Origin of the sequence: Mailhella massiliensis (assembly GCF_900155525.1) — a bacterium.
In the GTDB taxonomy this organism is placed as follows: Bacteria; Desulfobacterota; Desulfovibrionia; order Desulfovibrionales; family Desulfovibrionaceae; genus Mailhella; species Mailhella massiliensis.
Genome location: NZ_LT706951.1, coordinates 550133 through 569233, shown reverse-complemented (window position 1 = coordinate 569233; position 19101 = coordinate 550133). Strand labels below are relative to the sequence as shown.

The 19101-nt window shown below is 59.7% G+C and carries 19 protein-coding genes and 2 tRNA genes; 10 read left to right on the top strand and 11 right to left on the bottom strand.

What is annotated here, in order from left to right; translation table 11 throughout:
* Window positions 1-10 precede the first annotated feature (10 nt).
* The 3 genes from CZ345_RS08250 to fdnG all read right to left on the bottom strand — a co-directional run bounded on the left by CZ345_RS08250 (window position 11) and on the right by fdnG (window position 4755).
* The gene (locus CZ345_RS08250) at window positions 11-934 is read right to left on the bottom strand and encodes a formate dehydrogenase accessory protein FdhE (protein WP_077072668.1); all 924 of its coding nucleotides are present in this window, start codon (window positions 932-934) and stop codon (window positions 11-13) included.
* Between the two features lie 74 nt (window positions 935-1008).
* Entirely contained in the window at window positions 1009-1668 is a 660-nt protein-coding gene (locus tag CZ345_RS08245; protein WP_077072667.1) for a 4Fe-4S dicluster domain-containing protein, read from the bottom strand.
* A gap of 45 nt (window positions 1669-1713) precedes the next feature.
* A complete protein-coding gene (fdnG, locus tag CZ345_RS08240; protein WP_144277286.1) occupies window positions 1714-4755 on the bottom strand; it encodes a formate dehydrogenase-N subunit alpha in 3042 nt (1013 codons plus the stop codon).
* A 90-nt stretch (window positions 4756-4845) separates the two neighbouring features.
* Here fdnG and CZ345_RS16585 point away from each other — a divergent pair, with 90 nt between their 5' ends.
* The gene (locus CZ345_RS16585; RefSeq protein WP_144277285.1) at window positions 4846-5064 is read left to right on the top strand and encodes a hypothetical protein; all 219 of its coding nucleotides are present in this window, start codon (window positions 4846-4848) and stop codon (window positions 5062-5064) included.
* A gap of 138 nt (window positions 5065-5202) precedes the next feature.
* Window positions 5203-5505 carry a hypothetical protein gene (locus CZ345_RS16580; RefSeq protein WP_144277284.1) on the top strand — a complete coding sequence of 101 codons (303 nt, stop codon included), beginning with the start codon at window positions 5203-5205 and terminating at the stop codon, window positions 5503-5505.
* Window positions 5506-5511: 6 nt separating this feature from the next.
* Here CZ345_RS16580 and CZ345_RS08230 read toward each other — a convergent pair.
* The 5 genes from CZ345_RS08230 to CZ345_RS08210 all read right to left on the bottom strand — a co-directional run bounded on the left by CZ345_RS08230 (window position 5512) and on the right by CZ345_RS08210 (window position 8359).
* Window positions 5512-5588 (bottom strand) — tRNA-Met (locus CZ345_RS08230).
* A gap of 30 nt (window positions 5589-5618) precedes the next feature.
* Entirely contained in the window at window positions 5619-6674 is a 1056-nt protein-coding gene (locus CZ345_RS08225) for a manganese-dependent inorganic pyrophosphatase (protein WP_077072664.1), read from the bottom strand.
* Between the two features lie 104 nt (window positions 6675-6778).
* Window positions 6779-6855, bottom strand: a tRNA-Met gene (locus CZ345_RS08220).
* Between the two features lie 87 nt (window positions 6856-6942).
* Window positions 6943-7749, bottom strand: coding sequence for an undecaprenyl-diphosphate phosphatase (locus CZ345_RS08215; RefSeq protein WP_077072663.1), 807 nt, complete (start codon window positions 7747-7749; stop codon window positions 6943-6945).
* 1 nt (window position 7750) lies between these two features.
* The gene (locus CZ345_RS08210; protein ID WP_077072662.1) at window positions 7751-8359 is read right to left on the bottom strand and encodes a TetR/AcrR family transcriptional regulator; all 609 of its coding nucleotides are present in this window, start codon (window positions 8357-8359) and stop codon (window positions 7751-7753) included.
* A gap of 257 nt (window positions 8360-8616) precedes the next feature.
* Between CZ345_RS08210 and CZ345_RS08205 the strand changes: the two genes are divergently transcribed.
* Together CZ345_RS08205 and CZ345_RS08200 are read left to right on the top strand one after the other, a co-directional pair.
* Window positions 8617-9651 (top strand): AI-2E family transporter, encoded by a 1035-nt coding sequence (locus tag CZ345_RS08205; RefSeq protein ID WP_077072661.1) that lies wholly within the window; start codon window positions 8617-8619, stop codon window positions 9649-9651.
* Between the two features lie 69 nt (window positions 9652-9720).
* Entirely contained in the window at window positions 9721-10005 is a 285-nt protein-coding gene (locus tag CZ345_RS08200; protein WP_077072660.1) for a hypothetical protein, read from the top strand.
* 401 nt (window positions 10006-10406) lie between these two features.
* On the opposite strand, the gene CZ345_RS08195 is transcribed toward CZ345_RS08200, so the two are convergent.
* From CZ345_RS08195 to dnaE, 3 genes are all read right to left on the bottom strand, one after another.
* Window positions 10407-10922, bottom strand: a complete 516-nt coding sequence (locus CZ345_RS08195; protein ID WP_077072659.1) for a hypothetical protein — start codon at window positions 10920-10922, stop codon at window positions 10407-10409.
* Entirely contained in the window at window positions 10919-11311 is a 393-nt protein-coding gene (locus CZ345_RS08190) for a 6-pyruvoyl trahydropterin synthase family protein (RefSeq protein WP_077072658.1), read from the bottom strand. The genes CZ345_RS08195 and CZ345_RS08190 overlap by 4 nt, the downstream gene beginning before the upstream one ends.
* A gap of 159 nt (window positions 11312-11470) precedes the next feature.
* Window positions 11471-15001 (bottom strand): DNA polymerase III subunit alpha, encoded by a 3531-nt coding sequence (gene dnaE, locus CZ345_RS08185; RefSeq protein ID WP_077072657.1) that lies wholly within the window; start codon window positions 14999-15001, stop codon window positions 11471-11473.
* Window positions 15002-15168: 167 nt separating this feature from the next.
* Here dnaE and CZ345_RS08180 point away from each other — a divergent pair, with 167 nt between their 5' ends.
* The 6 genes from CZ345_RS08180 (at window position 15169) to tnpA (ending at window position 18974) form a co-directional block, all read left to right on the top strand.
* Window positions 15169-15399, top strand: coding sequence for a hypothetical protein (locus tag CZ345_RS08180; protein WP_077072656.1), 231 nt, complete (start codon window positions 15169-15171; stop codon window positions 15397-15399).
* Window positions 15389-16186, top strand: coding sequence for an HD domain-containing protein (locus tag CZ345_RS08175; RefSeq protein WP_077072655.1), 798 nt, complete (start codon window positions 15389-15391; stop codon window positions 16184-16186). Before CZ345_RS08180 ends, CZ345_RS08175 begins: the two co-directional genes overlap by 11 nt.
* Window positions 16186-17046, top strand: coding sequence for a TIGR00282 family metallophosphoesterase (locus tag CZ345_RS08170; protein WP_077072654.1), 861 nt, complete (start codon window positions 16186-16188; stop codon window positions 17044-17046). Before CZ345_RS08175 ends, CZ345_RS08170 begins: the two co-directional genes overlap by 1 nt.
* A 73-nt stretch (window positions 17047-17119) precedes the next feature.
* On the top strand, window positions 17120-17875 hold the full coding sequence (gene tpiA / locus CZ345_RS08165) for a triose-phosphate isomerase (RefSeq protein ID WP_077072653.1): 756 nt from the start codon (window positions 17120-17122) through the stop codon (window positions 17873-17875).
* A gap of 16 nt (window positions 17876-17891) precedes the next feature.
* Entirely contained in the window at window positions 17892-18344 is a 453-nt protein-coding gene (gene secG, locus CZ345_RS08160; RefSeq protein ID WP_077072652.1) for a preprotein translocase subunit SecG, read from the top strand.
* Between the two features lie 186 nt (window positions 18345-18530).
* Window positions 18531-18974 (top strand): IS200/IS605 family transposase, encoded by a 444-nt coding sequence (tnpA, locus tag CZ345_RS08155; protein ID WP_077072651.1) that lies wholly within the window; start codon window positions 18531-18533, stop codon window positions 18972-18974.
* Window positions 18975-19101: the final 127 nt, after the last annotated feature.

Here is a 19101-nt window from a genome sequence, read left to right as displayed (position 1 = left end):
GGAGAGGTGGCTAGAATTGGTTCCAGAAGGAGGGTTTGAGCGGCTGCAGGCCTTTCTGGGAAGCGACGATGTCGAGATGCATCATGCCCAGAGCCATGGCGTCCATATCGGGAGCGGCTTCCCGTTCCCTGAGATCCACGGAAGGACAGTAGCTTTTGCATTTCGTGCACCAGTCGACGCGCTCCCCATGGTTGCCGCCGCTTTCCCGAAGAAGTTCCATGACCCCGGAGCCTTCCTGTCCGCAGGAGGGGCAGGCTCCGCGCCGGAAGTGCCAGTCCGTTCCGCACAGAGAACAGTGCAGGTGCTTTTTCCCGCCGCCCCCGGCAAGGTACGCGTTCTTTTCATCGAAAACGCGGTTTTCCAGGTAGGAGATGGAGGGAAAAGAGCCGCATACGGGGCAGAAGCCCTGCATCCAGGAGGCGGGGCGTTCATCCCAGGGGGCGGCGTACTTCGCCGCCACCACGCGGATCACGGGGCCGAGGCACGTTTCCAGCGCGAATACCAGCACCGGCGCGGGAAGGGCTGCGCTTTCCGCAAGGCGGGCAATGCCGGTTTCGTTGCCGTCAAGCAGCGCCTGGGCGGCCTTCATGGCCTCTTTTTCCCTGAGGAAGAATTCCTCCAGCGGGGCGCGGTGTGCTTCCATGCCCGGCAGAGAGCTCAGAAGGGGCAGCAGCGCCCGGGCCGATTCCTGCAGAAGGGGAAAAAGCCCGTCCAGCGGCGCTCCGGCGAGGAGCGGCACCCCCTGCTGCGCTCTTTCCGGCCGCCACGAAGGCAGGGAAAAGCCGCTTTCCTCCAGCATGGGGGCCAGTGTTTCCGGCAGAGCCGCGCGCGCTTCGAGAAGAGGCGTGAACGCGGTGAGCACAGGTTGAAGCACGGGCCTTTGTGCGGCGATGGCGGCAAGGGTTTCGGATACTGTCTGACGGGAAGTGGCCATGATGACTCCTGAAAGGCTGGAAGCGGCAGTGCCGCGGAAAAAAGGCGGAACGGAAGGGCTCTGTTGCCCGGTTTTTAGCCGAAGCTTGCGAATTCGTGATAGAATTCGGGTTCCTCAGCCAGAAGGTAGATGACGCTGACTTCTTCGGTATCCACAAGGCGGGCCTTGGGGAAGCGCTCCTTCACTTTGGCCAGACGCGCCTTCGCCTCTTCCAGCACTTCGGCGCGCTCTCCGAAGACCATGGCTCCCGTGGGGCAGGTTTTCACGCACATGGGTTTCAGGCCGGCGGAAACGCGGTCGATGCACATGTCGCACTTGGTCAGCATTTTGGTCTGTTCGTTGTAGCGCGGAATATTGTAGGGGCAGGCCTTGATGATGGTGGCGATGTCGACCGCAGAAAGTTCCTTGCAGCGTTCCGTGACCAGCACGGCGCCGGTGGCCTTGTCCTGAATCATGGAGCCCGGAACGGCGAGATTGGCCATGTCCACACAGATGGGGGTAAGGCAGTGGCGGCACTGGTCGGGGAAGAAGTTCCACACCACGTTGCCCTTGTCGTCCAGGTGCTCATGGAAGCGGACGATTTTGAGATTGTTGGGGTTCAGATCCGGGGGATTCTGATGAGAACCGCGCTGCTTCGTGACGTTGGCCGGCAGGTTGTGCCATTCCTTGCACGCTATCTGACAGCCGCGGCATGCCGTGCAGCGGGTGGTATCTATGAGAAATGTCTTGGGCATCGCGTACTCCTTGAGGGGCGCGCCCTTCGGCGCGCCCCCGCCTCATCAGGCTATTTCGGTCAGCTTGCCGGCTTTGCGGATGTTCACGCAGCAGGCTTTTGTTTCAGGAATGGTGGTATTGGGGTCATAGGCCGTCACGGTGAGGCGATTGGTGGAATCGCCGCAGCCGGGAGTCGTCCATCCATAGGCGAAGGGCATACCGATAAGGTGCACCGTTTTGCCCATGATGGTGAAGGGCCTGAGGCGTATGGTGACCATGGCTATGGCCTCCACGCTGCCGCGGGCGCTTTCGATGATGACGCCGTCACCGTTCTTGATGCCCTTTTCCCTGGCCAGCTCGTGGCTCATTTCCACATAAAGCTGAGGTTCGGCTTCCAGCAGGTTGGGGACGTTGCGGGTTTCACCGCCGCCGCACCAGTGCTCCGTCATGCTGTAGGTCGTCAGCACGATGGGGTAGCGCGGGTCGGCCGGAGCGGCGAACTTGTCGAACTCGCTTTCGTGGAACTTGAAGCAGGGAGACGTCAGCTGACTGGAGAACGGATGCTCCTTCACCGGCGATTCGGCAGGTTCGTAATGTTCGGGGAAGGGGCCGTCAAGCCGCCCGGGCCCGAAGATCTGCGCCGCGCCGTCGGTGTTCATGATGAAGGGCTGACGCCCGTTTTCCTTGTCCGCCATGGGAGGCCAGGGCCCGTCGGGCACGTCGCCCACCCAGGCGCCGTCCTTCCATTCGATGACCGCCTTGTCGGGATTCCACGGCTTGCCCTCAAGGTCGACGGACGCACGGTTGTACAGGATGCGGCGGTTGATGGGCCAGCACCAAGACCAGTTGGGGTAGATGCCGATCCTTGCCTGCATTTCCGTCTGTGAGGGGTCGCGCCGCTTGGACTTGTTGCCGTCCTCTTCCGTCCAGCTGCCGGTGTACAGCCAGTTGAGCGAGGAGGTGGTGCCGTCGGCCTGAAGATTGCCGAAGGCCGGCACAATCTGCCCGCGCTTGTAGGTTTTGCCGTTGATGGTGGTATCCTTCCAGAAGAAGCCGTTGATGCGCTTCGCCCAGTCGGATGCGTCGAACTTCTCCGCCCAGTTCAGCTTCAGAACCGGGTCGGGGAAGACGCCGCCTTCCTTCCTGTACATCTCACGGATGGTGTTGATGAGAGGTACATAGATGTCGCCGAAGCAGCGGGCTTCTCCCGCAGGCTCCACAGCCTTGTCGAACCACTGGAGCCAGCGGCCGCTGTTGCTGATGGTGCCTTCCTTTTCCACACGGTGCGCGGAGGGCAGCAGGAAGACTTCCGTCTTCTTGGTGGCGGGGTCCACGCCCGGGCGGCGCCAGTTGTCCGAAGTTTCGGAGTTGTGCAGTTCGCCCACCACCAGCCAGTCGAGATGGTCCAGAGCGGCGCGCATCTTATTGGTGTTGGGGAAGCTGTTCATGGGGTTCACGCCGAACACGAAGCCACCGCGCATTTTGTCGTTCAGCATCCTGTCCATGGCGTACATGTAGGAATAATCCTCGCCGTCCTCGCACTTGGGCAGCCAGCCGTAGCAGAAGTCGTTTTCCGCCGTGGCCGCGTCGCCGAACCAGCCCTTGAGCAGGCTGGCCACATACTTGGGCCGGTTGCTCCACCAGTTCGCGCTGTCCTTGAAATGAGTGACGGGAGTGTTCGCCTTGTTGTATTCCTCCAGCGTCTGCCACTGTGCCAGAGGCACGTTGTGGTAGCCGGGAAGGTTGTGGTAGAGCAGGGCATGGTCGGTAGACCCCTGCACGTTGGGTTCCCCGCGCAGAGCGTTGATGCCGCCGCCCGCCACGCCGATGTTGCCCAGCAGAAGCTGGATGATGGCCGAGGCGCGGATGTTCTGCACGCCCACCGTGTGCTGCGTCCAGCCGATGGCATACAGTATGGTGCCGGCCTTGTCCGGTTTGCCGGTGGCGCAGAAGGTCTTGTAGACCTTCATGAGGTTTTCCTCGGATACGCCCGTGATCTTCGACACGTTCTCCAGCGTGTAGCGGGAATAGTGCCTGGCCATCACGTTGAAGACGCACCTCTCGTCTTTAAGCGTGAAGTCGCGCACGGGAGCCCCCGATTCATCGCGCTTGAACGTCCAGGAAGAGCGGTCGTAAACGCGCTTTTCCTTGTCGTATCCGCTGAAAAGACCATCCTGGAAGTCGTAGGAATCGGCCAGAACGTAGGTGGCGTTGGTGTAGTTCACCACATAGTCCTTGAACCAGCTCCCCGATTCGATGATGTAGTTGATCATGCCTCCCAGGAAGGCGATGTCCGTACCCGAGCGGATCGGCACATGGAAATCGCACCGTGCCGACGTGCGCGAGAACTTCGGGTCGACGTGCATGAGCGCCGCCCCGGCGTCCTTGGCCCGCATGATCCACTTGAAGGATACGGGATGATGTTCTGCAGCATTGCTGCCCATAATCAAAATGGCATCGGCATTCTTGATGTCGATCCAATGATTCGTCATAGCCCCACGTCCGAACGACTCTGCCAGAGCCGGTACAGTCGGGCTGTGTCAGACACGCGCCTGGTGGTCGATATGCACGACCCCCAGGCTGCGCATCGCCTGATGAATGACGGCGCACTCTTCGTTGGAGGCATGGGAGGTGCCCATGCAGAAAATGGACTCCAGCCGGTTGACCGTCTGCCCCTTGGCGTTCTTCTGAATGAAGTCGTTGTCGCGGGCGGCCTTCACGCGGCGGGCGATCTGTTCAAGCGTCCAGTCCCAGTCCTTTTCCTCCCACTTGTTGCTGTAGGGGGCGCGGTACATGGGCTTGGTGAGCCTGTGCTCGCCGGTGTACATGGTGAAGAGAGCCGCGCCCTTGGCGCAGAGGCTGCCTTCGTTGACGGGGAAATCGGGATCGCCTTCCGTGGAGACGAGCTTGCCGTCCTTCACATAGGCGATGACCTGACAGCATACGGCGCAGAAGGGACACACCGTAGTCACTTCCTTCGCGCCTTCAATCTTCAGAGACGTGGCGTAGGCCTTCGCCTCCTTCAGGTCGAATCCAAAATTAGCCAGCGTGAGACACATGGCCCCTGCGCCGACCATTTTAAGGAATCCTCTACGTGTACACGCCATGAGTATTGCTCCTTAAAATATACGGGGTGAATAAGGGAATAATTTTGAATGGTTATATACATGTTCCCCGCCTGGCCGCAAGGCGCATGTATGCTTTCCTTCATCTGTAACTCATTTTATTTCCTATGTCCATTTGCAATGGAAGAAAAAATTGTAGAAATGTTCTTTTGTTGGCGGGCCGGGAAGGGCGGGGGAACCGGAGAAAAGGGCCGTATGCATGGAAGAAACATTCTTGTTTCGCGTGCCGGTTGGAGGATGGCCTCTGTTGCGGCGGGAAAAACGCCGGAAAGACGGCGCAACCCGCCTTGAGAAGTAAAAGATGAAGGAGCGGGAAGGAAAGAATGCTTTTGACTTGTGCAAAAATTCCTGTGCTGTTTTGTCTACGGATGGGTTCTTTCTCTGGAAAGGGAGGCTTTTTCAGAGCTTCCCGGAACGCGGTTCTTTACCATGAAGAGTTTTTCCGCTCTTGTTCATGGTCCTTTCCTTCACAAGAGGGGGAGAAACGATGTTTTTTCAACAGGGGCGGAAGCGGAAGAAGGCGCATTGCGGCAGCGGACGAGGACGCGGCAGAGACGGTTTTGCTTTAAAGGAGACGGAAAACCTTTGCTGCGGCGCAGAAAGGAAAAATTTTCAGAAAAATGCGGAGCGCAGGCAGGACGGGCGGAGGGGAGGACTGCGGAGATGCGGCGGGCGGAAAAGAAAGAAGACGTGCGGATAAAAGAAAACCCCGGAAGCAAGCTTCCGGGGTGACAGTCATGGTAGCAAGGGGGAGATTTGAACTCTCGACACTACGGGTATGAACCGTATGCTCTAACCAACTGAGCTACCTTGCCATGGGGAGAACCCTACTCGATTCGCCCATATTAGTCAAGCGAATTGAAGGCCTCCATGAGAAAAGGCATAACCTGTTTTTTACGGCTCATCATGCCGGGCATCCACTGTTCCGCAAGTTCGTCGGCCCAGGGGGCGCCTGCGGCGCTCTTGTGTTCGTGATATTCCGGCTCGCCATCGCGCGCATAGGCCGGGGCCACGTTGCGGACCTTGGGCATGTTGTACGGCGTGAGCGTGACGCTGAAGGCCTTTTCCGTCACGGAAAGATCGCGGGAAACTGCCAGCATCTGCGAGCCTTCCTTCATGATGTCCGTGGCGAGGAAAAGAACGGTGTGGCATTCGTGGTCTTCCAGCAGCTTGCGGGCGGCCTTGAACAGGTCGGCCTTGATGGGGTCGATCATGTGGGCGTCCATGAGCTCGAGCTGTCCCACGCCCACCTTGCGGCCGTTGATTTCAAATTCCTTGTAGTCGCGCTGGAAGAGGTTGTCCGCGGAATCGTGCAGGTCGGACTTGGCGCGGAACATTTCCATGCCGAGTTCCATGATGTCGGTAACGCCGGCGATTTCGGCAAGCTCCTCGGCGGCGCGGCGGTCGGCATCGGTGGTGGTGGGGGAACGGAACAGCACCGTGTCGGAAAGAATGGCGCAGAGCATACCGCCCGCGAGATAGGTGGGCACATAGCCGCCGTAGAAGTCGTACATGGCCTTCAGAATGGTGTTGCTGCAGCCCACGGGCCAGACCCACATTTCCAGAGGAGAGGCGGTGGTCACGTCGCCGAGCTTGTGATGGTCCACCACGGAGACGATGGTGCTGCTTTCAAAGCCGAAGGGCGCCTGCGCAATGTCGGAAAAGTCCACGAGGCTGACCTGCTGGCCCGCCGCGCTTTCCAGAATGCGCGGAGGCTTGATGTTGAAGCGCTGCATCACGAAGTTGGTTTCGGGACTCGTGCTGCCCTGTACCTTGGGGCTGGAGGGCATACCGCGCTGATTCTGAAGCTCTGCCAGAGCGATGGCGGCGATGACGGAATCGGTATCGGGGTTTTTATGGCCGAACACCTGGATGCGCTGGGGACGGGAAGGGGAAGCCATAGGGGGAACTCCAGAGAGAGAAGGATATGTAGGGCGCGGGGTGGCTCCCGCGCGGGAAGGCATAAAAAAAAGTCCAAGAAAAATCCTGGACTTTTTATATGTACTGGTAGCAAGGGGGAGATTTGAACTCTCGACACTACGGGTATGAACCGTATGCTCTAACCAACTGAGCTACCTTGCCGTGAAACCGGAAACATCCGGCGCAGGAGTGTTATTATAGAAAATGAGATGCCTTGGCAAGTGTTTTTTTCGGTTTTTTTTAAATTTTTCAGGAAGCCATGAACCAGTACACGGGAACGGCGAGCAGTATGCGATAAATGGCAAAGGGTTTCAGAGTGTTGCGGCCGAGTATGGCGATAAATCCCCGGATGGCGACAACGGCGGAGACGAAGGCGCATATCGAACCGGTGAGGAAGAAGGGGATATCCGCCGCGCTGAACAGGGAGAGAGATTTCCACAGATCGTAGGCTGCGGCGCCGGTGATGATGGGAACGGCGGCGAGGAAGGAGTATTCCGCGGCGATCTCGCGGCGCACGCCGAGTATCATGCCGCCCATGATGGTGGATGCGGAACGGGAAAAGCCGGGCCACAGCGCCATGCACTGGAAGAAACCTATGCCGAGGGCGTGCAGGGGCGTAAGTTCGTCGATGTTCTGCACGGGCATGGAATGCTGACGGGGAGCCACCAGCTTTTCCACAAGCAGCATGAGCAGCGCGCCGCATACCAGCGCGGCCGCCACCGTGAGCGGGGTGAACAGCGTTTTGATGAAGCCGTGCAGAAGAAGCCCCAGCGAAGCGGCGGGAAGCGTGGTGAGCACAAGCAGCAGGATGCCGCGCAGCCCGGAAAAGGCATGGCTTCTGTCGGGATGCAGCAGAGAAAGGAAACGCCGCCAGTACAGCGCGAGCACGGCCAGAATGGCCCCCACCTGTATGACCACGCCGAAGGTGGCCGCCCTGGGGCCGGAAAAGCCCAGAAGGTCGGATGCGATGATGAGGTGGCCGGAAGAGGAGATGGGAAGAAATTCCGTGAGTCCTTCCACCAGGCCGAGCAGGCTTGCAGTGAGGAGGGATTCCATGTCAGTTCCCGGACGCGCCGCTGGAGATGGCGCGGTCGACAAAGGTCAGGGTTTCCGTATAGAAGTTCTGGGAAGAACCGTAGGTGTAGGGCGTGAGCACGCGGGTGCGGTTGGCGCCCACCATAAGCCCCACGATGACCTGCGCCGTGCTTGCGGGATTGAGCTGCGTGATGGTGCCGTCGGCCACGCCGCGCTGAAGCTGCACTTCCAGAAGATGATGCACCTCTGCGAACTTCCGCAGCATGATTTCCCTGTCTTCGCTGGCCTTCATGTCGCTGTAGGGGGAGCAGCGCACGAGCACGAGCCAGTTGGTATGCGGATCGATGGAAAACTCGAGGTAGGCGCGGCAGAAGCAGAGCACGCCGCTTCTGCCGTCTTCCGTGCCTTCCGTGGAGGCGCGCAGCACGCGCAGAAAATGTTCCAGAACGTCCATCCCGGCGGCGAAGAACAGCTTTTCCTTGTTGCCGTAGTGATGGGTCAAAAGGCCGAGCGCCACGCCCGCCCGGTCGGAAATCTTTTTAAAGGTTGTTTCCGCAAAACCGTACTCGCCGAACAGCTCCTTGGCCGCCTGGAGCAGGGCTTCCTTTTTGGTGACGTTTTTCATGTCCATGGTCTTTGTCTGGTCCAGAGGTGTGCCGCGCCTGAACGCGGCGGAAAAAAGGGGGAATCTCCCCGGGCGCGGCCAGGACGTTCCTGAACCGGCGCGGCATGATTCCTTTCACAGGTTCAGGTTTGCCTCATTGCAGACTTAAACGCAAGTCGTTTGTTTGTTCAATCAACTTTTCCGGGGAAAACTGGACATCGCTTCCTTTCCTCATTACTCTTGCCTCATAAAGCGGACTTTGTTCGTGTTTTTCTGGAGGATTCATGGCCCGTTGCCTCGCCGTAGCCGCTATCATCATCTGGTGTCTTCTGCTTTCTCCCTATCCTACCTCCGTTTTCATCGCGGCCGTCACCGCCGCGCTCACGCTTCCCATATACCGCTGGCTGCGTGCGAGAATGTCCAAGACTTCGGCCATAGCCTTCTTTTCCGTCGGCATGGTGGTATGCGTGGCAACGCCCATCACCATCGTGCTCGTCATGGTCATTCCCCAGGCGCTTGAAGGCGCGCGCAGGCTCAGCGCCTGGTGGCAGGCGGGGCACCCCATTCCTCCGGCCATTTCCTATTATGCCGTGGAGGCTCAGAGAATATTCGTGGAAAACGTTCCCAACGCTCCAGAATATCTCGACAAGCTGGAAAACGATTTCAACGCCGTGGTCAACGCCGTGATCAAGAACATTCTTTCCCGCGGCCTGAACCTCGCCGGAGATACCATGGGCATGGTGTGGGCGATTTTCCTTTTCATCGTGTTCACCTGCCTCATCGTGGTGTATGCGCCTTCCATCCGCAGGGCGGTGCTTCAGGTGCTGCCGCATCATGAGGATATGGTGGAACGTTTTGTGGCCGTGCTGCACAACGCCAGCCGTTCCGTCTTCATCAGCATCGTGTTCGTGCCCATCATTCAGGGCACGCTCACCGGCATCGGCCTGCGTTTTCTCGATGTTCCCGATCCGGCATTCTGGGGCCTGCTTGCCGTATTCACGGCGGTCATTCCTCTGGCGGGCACGGCCATCGTGTGGCTTCCCATTTCCCTTTATCTCTGGGCCACGCAGTCGCTGGGCGCGGGACTCATGCTCCTTGCCTGGGGCAGCATCGTGGTGTCGGGCTCGGACAACCTCCTGAGGCCCTATTTCCTGAAAACGGGCATCGAGGTTTCCATGGTGGTGCTGCTGCTTTCCATCGTATGCAGTCTTGCGGTGTTCGGGGCGGTAGGCATCATCGCCGGGCCGGTCATGGTGGCCATGGCAAGGCAGGCCATGGTGGAGAGCGAACATATTTCCCGCGATCGGGGCGACATATGACAAGGTATGCGGCGGGTACGCCCGCCTTTTTTCCATGCCCTCGGGGCGCAAGACAAGGGAGTGACGCGAATGGCCATGCTTAATGCGAAATACATCGCAGAGCTTGAGGAATACCTGAAGTCCGGCAATCTGGAAGAGGACTTCAAGTGGTCGGTGGAAGAGCGCCGGGGCGAGATTCTGGAGTTTCTGGAAAAACTCATGGACCTGGGAGAACTGGCGGACGAAACGGCCACCCATATCATCTTTAAAGGACAGCTCGGCGCGCTGATGGGGATGCCCGGGGAAAAGGCCGAACCGGAAGCGCCGACGCCCGCCGTGGAGCAGGGAGCTTCCATGGAGCTTCCCCGTAAATAGTTTCCGCTGAGGCAGAAGAAAGGCCCCGCAGCATCTCCGACCGGCAGCAAAGCCGGAAACGGCGGTGAGGCGGGGCTTTTTTTCGGCCGGAAGAAGCCGCTCGGTCTTTTTCGGGATAAGAGAACGGGGTCGCGCGATTTCCGGGATACGGGGAAGGGATGAGCTGTGAACGGCCGGAAAAATGGCGCGGAAGTGCCGGACGGAAGGCGGAGGCGGATTGTTCTGGAGAGCGTTTTTCCTCCCTAGGCCCGGCAGCGCCTGCGGGAGACGCTTCGGAGGAAAAGCTTCGTAACCGCGCGGGATGAGAGGAGAGCGGCAGAAGCTTTTCGTGCGGGAGAAACGAAAAGGCCCGGGGCGCAGGATGCGCCTGGGGGAGGGGGCGCCGTGGAAAACCGGATGGGTTATGAGGGAAGACTGCCGGACGTTCCGGGGCGCGCGTCGAAATGCAGCACCACGAGACAGAGGACGCCCGCAAGCAGCGTGCGCCGGGCATGAGGGCGCAGGCCTTCCTCATAAAGGAGCGCTTCCATTCCGCCGTGATGTCTGCGCGATCCCAGGGCGACGCGGAGCGGCGCGGAAACAAGGGAGGCCGGGTATTCCAGATTGCGCTCCGGTTCCTTGAAGTCGAGAAGCAGGGCGCAGGGGGCGTGAATGCGCATGTCGTGCAGCATGGCGGAACATGCCGCGGAAGAAAGAAGCCCCGTGCAGAAGCAGCTTACGGCGCAGAGCTTTTCGCGCGGGGGAAGCGTATTCTCCTGCGCAACCGGGAAGGAAAGGACGGGGAAATCTCTGCGGGGAAGAGGAACCGGCCCGAAATCCAGCAGAAGGGAAGAGCCTGCGGCCCGGGCATATTCCTCCATGAGGGGCAGGGCGCGGCGGATGAGAAGTTCTGCCGCGCCTTCACTGAACCCGCTCACCCTTCCATTTCCTGATAGGTGGCCGACTGCAGCGGCGTTTCCCCCACGGTCATGCTGTACATGCGTACGGGGAGGTTCGAGAGGCGTTCCTTCATCTTCCGGTACAGATACCGGGCCAGATTTTCCGACGAAGGATTGATGACGTCGAAGGGGGGAAGCTCGTTGAGATAGCGGTGGTCGATGAGGGCGAGTTCCGCCCGCAGTTCCCTTTTCAGCAGAGTAAAATCCGCAACAAGTTCCGTGTCGGGGGTGAGGGTTTCCCCTTCCACCACCATTTCCACAAGGTAGTTGTGGCCGTGCAGGTCTTCACATTTGCCTTCGTAGTGGCGCAGGGCGTGGGCGGCCGCGAAATCGCCGCGCACGGTGAGCTTCCAGAGCGCTTTGGTCATGACGTATCCTTATCAGGCTGTTGTGGTGTCGGCCGGGGCAGCTTCCGCTCCCGGCAGAGGCCGGGAAAAGCCCGCCGTGTGTTCGGAATCGGCCCGGAGGCGCATTCTGAAGAAAAGGCGCGGCAAAGAGGAATGCCCCCGGGCCGCGCCTTCCGCCTGTTACCGTTGAAGGGCCAGACGGGCTTTCGCCCAGGCGTCCAGATCCTTGTTGAGCTGAGGACTTGCCTGTACGCGCCAGCGGGGCCCGAGTTCCATGATGCAGTTCTTCTTGTTCAGCTCAAACTGTATCTGCACGGAGGAGGAACCTTTGTGCTTTTCCAGAATGGCCTTGAATTCCTCTATATCCGCATCGCCGGTGCAGGTGACGGGGTAGGGCACCACCACCGGATGATCGCTGCTCATGCAGGCTTCGAGCAGGGGGCGGGCCGAATCGCACAGGAGCTTCACTTCCTTGACGCGGTTTTCTTCATCTTCCCCCTCGTCGTCATCATCGTCGTCCTTGACGTCGATGGTACCGGCAAGCTCGATGAGCGGGCGTTCCGCATGAAGGGTTTCCTTGATGGCGGCGTAGGTCTTGGGGAAGATGGTCACTTCCGCATGGCCGGTCAGGTCTTCCACCTGCACGAAGGCCATCTTGTCGCCCTTTTTGGTGATGAATTCCTTGACGGCCGTGACCAGCACGCCCGTTTTCACCGACCCCTTGCCGAGTTCCCCGATTTCCTCAAGGGTGAGCAGGCCGAGCCGCTGCATGTCGCGCCGGAAGGGCTGGAGCGGATGACTTGTAAGGTAGAACCCCAGGGAATCCTTTTCAAAGGCCAGCTTCTGATCGTCTTCCCATTCGGGAATGTCCTGTTCCTCGCAGGGGAAGCCGATGCCGGGCATGGGGGCGGCTTCCACCGAGGGGCTGAAGGCGAGCAGCGAAATCTGCGGGGAGTTTTTTTCCTTCTGTTTTTTCTGCGCGCGGGCCACCACCGTGTCGAGGCTGGCCAGCATGCCCGCGCGGCTCACGCCGAAGCAGTCGCACGCTCCGCCCTTGATGAGGCTTTCCAGCACGCGCTTGGTCACCTTGCGCAGGTTGACGCGGGTGCACAGATCGAGAAGCGATTTGTAGGGGCCTTCCTCCTCGCGGGAACGGACGATTTCGTTGATGGCTTCATCGCCCACGTTCTTCACGCCGCCGAGACCGTACACGATGGATTCCCCGCTGGGCGTAAAGGCACGAAGGCTTATCTGCACGTTGGGGGGCAGAACGTCGATGTTCATGTCCCGGCAGGCCGAGATGTAGCTGAGGATTTTATCCTGGTTGCCGATTTCCGAGGAAAGCAGCGCGGCCATGAACTCGACCTTAAAGTAATACTTCAAGAATGCCGTGCCGTAGGTGATGTAGGCATAGGCCGCGGAATGGGCCTTGTTGAAGCCGTATTCCGCGAATTTTTCCATGAGGTCGAAGATTTCGTTGGCGGTATCCTTGGAAACGCCGCGTTCGGACGCGCCCTTCAGGAAGATGTCGCGCTGTTTGGCCATTTCCTCGGCCTTCTTCTTGCCCATGGCGCGGCGCAGAAGGTCGGCGCCGCCCAGCGTGTACTTGGCGGTGATCTGCGCGATCTGCATGACCTGTTCCTGATAGACGATGACGCCGTAGGTGTCCTTCAGGCAGGGTTCCAGTTCGGGCAGGGGGTAGGTGACCTCGATTTCCCCGTGCTTTCGCTTGATGAATTCGTCCACCATGCCCGAGTTGAGCGGACCCGGGCGGTAGAGCGCGAGCATGGCGACGAGGTCTTCGAAGCCGGAAGGCTTCAGCATACGCAGGTATTTGCGCATACCCGTGCTTTCGAGCTGGAACACGCCGTCGGTATCGCCGCGGGAAAGAAGGTCGTAGACGTTGGGATCGTCCGTGGAGAGGTTCTCCATGTCGGGCGCATCCTTGCCCTGGCGCACGATGTTCTTCACCGCGTTGGATATGACGGTCATGGTGCGCAGACCGAGGAAGTCGAACTTCACAAGGCCCACCTTTTCCACGAACTTCATGTCGAAGGCGGCGATCTGTTCACCCTTGCGGCCGGCAAAGAGCGGGAGGTATTCCTCCATGGGCTTGTCGGATACCACCACGCCCGCCGCATGGGTGGAGGCATGGCGCGTAAGGCCTTCGAGGCGGCGGGAGATGTCGATGAGCTTGTGAACTTCCGGGTTGGTCTTGTATTCCGCCGCAAGCTCGGGCACCGTGTCCAGCGCCTTCTGAAGCGTCATCTTGAGATCGGCGGGAATCATCTTGGCGATGCGCGTCGTCTCGTTGAAGGGAATGCCCATGGCGCGGCCCACGTCCTTCACCACGGCCTTGGCCTTCATCTTGCCGAAGGCGGCAATCTGCGAGACCTTGTCCTTGCCGTACTTCTTCGTGACGTAGTCGAGCACTTCAAGGCGCCTGTCTTCGCAGAAGTCCACGTCGATATCGGGCATACTCACGCGTTCCACATTGAGGAAGCGTTCGAAGAAGAGCTTGTTGGGCAGAGGGTCGATGGACGTGATGCGCAGCGCCCAGGCCGCCACTGAACCGGCGGCCGAACCGCGGCCCGGCCCTACGGGAATGCCGTTGTTCTTGGCCCAGTTGATGTAATCCTGCACGATGAGGAAGTAACCGGGGAAGCCCATGTCGCAGATGACCTTGAGCTCCATTTCCAGCCTGTCGCGGTATTCCTGGGGATTGATGGTGTCCTTGTGCGGGTGCTTCTCCAGACGTTTTTCCAGGCCCTCCCTCGCCATGCGGCAGAATTCGCTGGCAAGGGTCATGCCTTCGGGAAGCTCGTACACGGGGAAGTGATAGGGCGGCGCATGGAGCTGGATTTCAAGATGACAGCACTGATCGGCGATCTTGAGCGTGTTTTCCATGGCCTCGCTCGGAATGCCCGGAAGCCCGGCGCGCATTTCCTCTTCCGATTTGTAGTAGAGGTCGCGCGCCTCGAAGCGGAAGCGCTTGGCGTCGTCCACCTTGGCCTGCGTCTGGATGCAGAGCAGAATGTCGTGCGCCTCCACGTCGTCGGCATTCAGATAGTGGCAGTCGTTGGTGGCCACGAGGGGCAGCCCCGTGGCGTCGGCCAGCTTCATGATGCCTTCGTTGACCTGCGCCTGCTCCGGCAGGCTGTTGGCCTGCACTTCCAGATAGAAGCGGTCGGGGAAGAGCGCGGCGTATTCCCTTGCGATGTTCACCGCATCCTGGAAGGTGCCGCCGCCGGTGATGAGCTTGTTGGTGCCTAAAAGCGTGCGGGGCAGTTCCCCGGCCACGCAGGCGGAAAGAGCGATGAGCCCGTCCGTGCAGCCCTTCAGCATGTTCTTGTCGATGCGCGGCTTGTAGTGGAAGCCGTCGAGCCAGCTGCGGCTGACGAGATGCATGAGGTTCTTGTACCCCGTGGGGTTCTGCGCCAGCAGAATGAGGTGATGACGCACGCGGGCGAAGTCGGAGGTCTTGTCGGTATGATCGCGCGTGACGTAGACCTCGCAGCCGATGATGGGGGGAATGCCCACGTCCTTGCAGGCCGAATAGAAGTAGGCCGTGCCGAAAAGGTTGCCGTGGTCCGTGATGGCTGCGGCGGGCATGCCGAGCTCCTTGGCCCTGCTGGCCAGATCGCCCACGCGGATGGCCCCGTCCAGCAGGCTGAACTCCGTATGACAATGAAGATGCACAAAATCCGACATGATTTCTCCGATGATGATTCCGTGCCCTGTCGTAGCATAGCCCCTTGTTTCCGTAAAGCGCGGAACGCGTCCGGGAAAAGGGGCGCGGAAACGGCGGAAAGGGGGCGGCTCTTGCGTCCGGCCCTGACAGGGGCTATCATGAGAGAAATTTTCCTAAGGAGAGCCTCTTGGCCCAGGTACTTGAAAGCCTTTTCACAGGCAAGCTCAGCGGCGTCATCATCATGGTGCTCATTTCCGCCGCCGTGATATTTTTTCTGCGTGCTCTTTACGGTCCCCGGGGCCTCTTCCGCGACCCGAAATGGGATGAGAGCAACCGGCGCATCCGTATGCAGGAGGCCGAGGAGAGGGAACGCCGCCTGAAGGAGTGGCAGCGGAAGGGAGAAGGCGATGAGCGTTGAGCTTTCCGCGCACCGCGGGCGCTTTCTTTCCTATGCGGAACGCTTCCGTCATGTGCCCGATGCGGCTCCCCTGCGTCTCAAGGTGGACCATACCTTCAAGGTTCTGGATCATGCCGTGGCCATTGCGGATTCGCAGAAGGGGGCGGTTGACGACGAACTCTGCCGCGCGGCGGTTCTCGGCGCGCTGTACCATGACTGCGGGCGTTTTCCCCAGTTTCAGCGTTACCGCACCTTTATGGACGCAGCATCCGTCAATCATGCGGTTCTGAGCTTTAAAACCATGCGCGACGAGGGATTCCTGCGCGAGGAAACACCCCGCGTGCGGAACCTTGCCCAGTGCGCCGTGCTCCTGCACAACCGCCATATCCTGCCTGCGCTGCTTTCTTCCGAGGCCCGTTTCGTGACGGATGTGGTGCGCGACAGCGACAAGCTCGACATTTTCCGCATCATGGTGGGGTATCTGCACAGCGCCCTGCCGGAACGGGACGCCGTGCTTCTGCATGTTCAGGACGACCCGGAAAGCTGGTCGCAGGTGGTGGTGGACGACGTGCTCGCAGGCCGCGTGGCGCGGTATTCCGACCTGCGCTTCGTCAACGATTTCCGCCTGCTTCTCGGTACATGGATGCTGGAACTCCGCTTTGCGGTCACGCGGCGCGCCCTGGCGGAAAGCGGACTCATGGAGGCGGTGCTTGCAGGCCTGCCCGACGATGAGCGCCTGCGCCCGGCGAAGGAAAAGCTTTTCGCGCTGCTTGAGCATTGCGCCCAGAGCCGGGAAGAGGACTGCTGATGCGTATTCTTTTTCTCGGCGACGTGGTGGGCAGAGCGGGGCGGCTTGCGGTGCGGCAGTTTCTGCCCGAGCTGAAGGAGGAGTTTCGCCCGGATGTGGTGCTTGCCAACGGCGAGAACATCGCCGGGGGGCTGGGCATGACGTGCGACACCCTGGATGAGCTTTTTTCCGCCGGTGTGGATCTCGTCACTTCGGGCAACCATGTATGGAGACACAGGGAAATTTTTTCCCGGCTGGAAAACGACAGGCGCATCGTGCGCCCCGCCAACTACCCGGAAGGCTCGCCGGGCAGGGGCCATGTGGTGCATACGCTCAGGGACGGCCGCAAGATGGCCGTATTCAACGCTCTCGGCACCGTGTACATGGATGCGCTCGCCTGCCCCTTCCGTGCGGCGCTTTCCTGGCTTGACGGGGCGCCGGAGCTGGGAAGGGGCGCTGCCGGAGGCGTTCCCGGCCATGAGCTGGAAGGGGTTCTCGTCCGGCTTGCGGACTTTCACGCCGAAAGCACGGGGGAAAAGAAGGCCTTCGGCTGGGCGCTGGACGGCAAGGTAAGCGCCGTGCTCGGCACGCATACCCATGTGCAGACGGCGGATGCCCAGCTTCTGCCCGGAGGAACGGCGTATATGAGCGATCTCGGCATGTGCGGGGTGGAACAGTCCTCTCTCGGCATGGATGCCGACGTGGCGCTCGCCCGTTTCCTCACCCGTATGCCCCACGCCTTCAAGCCTGCGAAGGGCCCCGTTTCCCTGAACGGCGCGTATCTGGACATCGACGACGACACGGGCCTTGCCCGGGAGATCCGCGTCGTGCGTTCCCACTGTCCGGCCTCCGGCAGAGATGTCGGAACCGGAGAGGCCTGAGCCGGGGCTTGTATTTTTGCCCGATAAGAGTAGTTTTGCCCCATCCCATTTTAGTTCTAGCGAGGTTGTTCCTATGAAGAAGCTGATGGCCGCCAACTGGAAGATGTACAAGACCGGAACCGAAGCCGTTGCCACGGTGAAGGAAATGGCGGAGATTCTGCAGGGTAAGGCACCCGAAGGCCGTGAAATCATCGTGTTCGTACCCTTTACCGCTCTGGAAAAGGCCTCCGAGGCCATGAGCGCCATCGAAGGCGCCTCCACCGGTGCGGAAAACATGTATCCCGCTCTGGAAGGCGCCTTTACCGGGGAAATTTCTCCCGTCATGATCAAGGCCTGCGGCGCTTCCTGGGTGCTCACCGGCCATTCCGAACGTCGCCACATCCTCGGGGAAAGCGACGACTTCGTGGGGGAAAAGACCGCCTTTGCTCTGGCCAACGGCCTGCGCGTCATGCTCTGCATCGGCGAAACCCTGGAAGAACGTGAAGCCGGTCTTCTGCGCAATGTGCTGGAACGCCAGCTCAAGCTGGGCCTGAAGGGCGTTGCCGCCGACACCCCCGTGGAATCTTTGGCCATCGCTTACGAACCCGTGTGGGCCATCGGCACCGGCAAGACCGCCACGACCGAAGACATCGTGGAAACCCATGCCATCTGCCGTGAACTCATGCGTGAAATCCTCGGCGACAAGGCCGACAAGACGCCCCTTCTTTACGGCGGCAGCGTGAAGCCCGCCAATGCCGGCAGCATTCTTGCACTTGACAATGTGGACGGTGTGCTGGTAGGAGGTGCTTCTTTGAAGGCTGATAGTTTTACTCAGATCATCAATGCCTAGTTAAGGAGCATTTCGCGTGCAGACAGCCATCCTGACCCTTCATGTTATCGTATGCCTCATCCTCGTTGTGCTGGTTCTTCTGCAGTCCGGCCGTGAAGGTATGGGCGTTATCTTTGGTGGTGGCGGCAACAGTTCCGTGTTCGGCAGCGCCGGCGCCGGCGGCGTCCTCGCCAAGCTGACCACGTTCCTGGCCGTTATCTTCATCTGCACCTCTCTGGGGTACAACATCATGACCAGTTCCACCCGCACTTCGCAGGAATCGGTGCTTGATGTTCAGTTTGAAGAAGTGCCCGCCGCCCCGGCTCAGGTTCCTGCTGCCGCTCCGGCTCCCGCTGCTCCTGCCGCTTCCGAAGCTGCGGCTCCCGCTCCTGCGGCTGAACCTGCCGCCCCTGCGGCCGCCGAACCCGAACAGGCCGCTGCCGCTCCTGAAGCTGCGGCGCCTGCTGCGGACGCCGCCCCCGCTGAATAAGTGCAGTAAGCAAAAGCCCCGAAAAGAGCGCTTTCCCTGTGGAAGGCGCTCTTTTTTAAGGCCGAAAACTCCCCGCTATGCGGGGAGTTCCAAAAAGGCGAAGCCTTTAAACAAGTTAAAAAAGGGGTTCCTTTGTGAGATAACCAGTTGTCTCGACTCGAAATCTATACACAAAGGAACCCAATAATGAATGACCAGAGTTTAAACCATACCCGTTGGAACTGCAAGTATCACATCGTTTTCGCACCGAAATTCAGACGTAAGCTGATATACGGAAGGTATCGCAGGACGATAGGAGAAATTCTGAGAAAACTGTGTGAATACAAAGGAATAGAGATAGTGGAAGCAAATGCGCGTGTGGACCATATCCATATGTGCATCAAGATTCCGCCCAAGTATAGCGTGGCGCAGATCATGGGGTATTTGAAAGGGAAGAGTTCCCTGATGATATTCGAGAGTTTTCCGCATCTGCGCTACAAGTTCGGCAATCGTCATTTCTGGTGCACCGGCTATTTTGTCAGCACGGTGGGAGTCAAGTATGTGCGAGAGCAGGAAGAACGAGACAAAATAACTGATCAGTATAGCCTGGTAGAACGGCCCGTCAGCTCGTTTACGAGCAGCAGGAAATAACTTTCCGGCAAGAGTCGAGACAGAGCCCTCTTAAGAGGGCAGCCGAGTACCAGACCCTTATAGGGTCAAATCAAACCGCCCCTTGAAGGGGCGGTTCTGACTTTTACATCCGGCGGGATGAGACTGC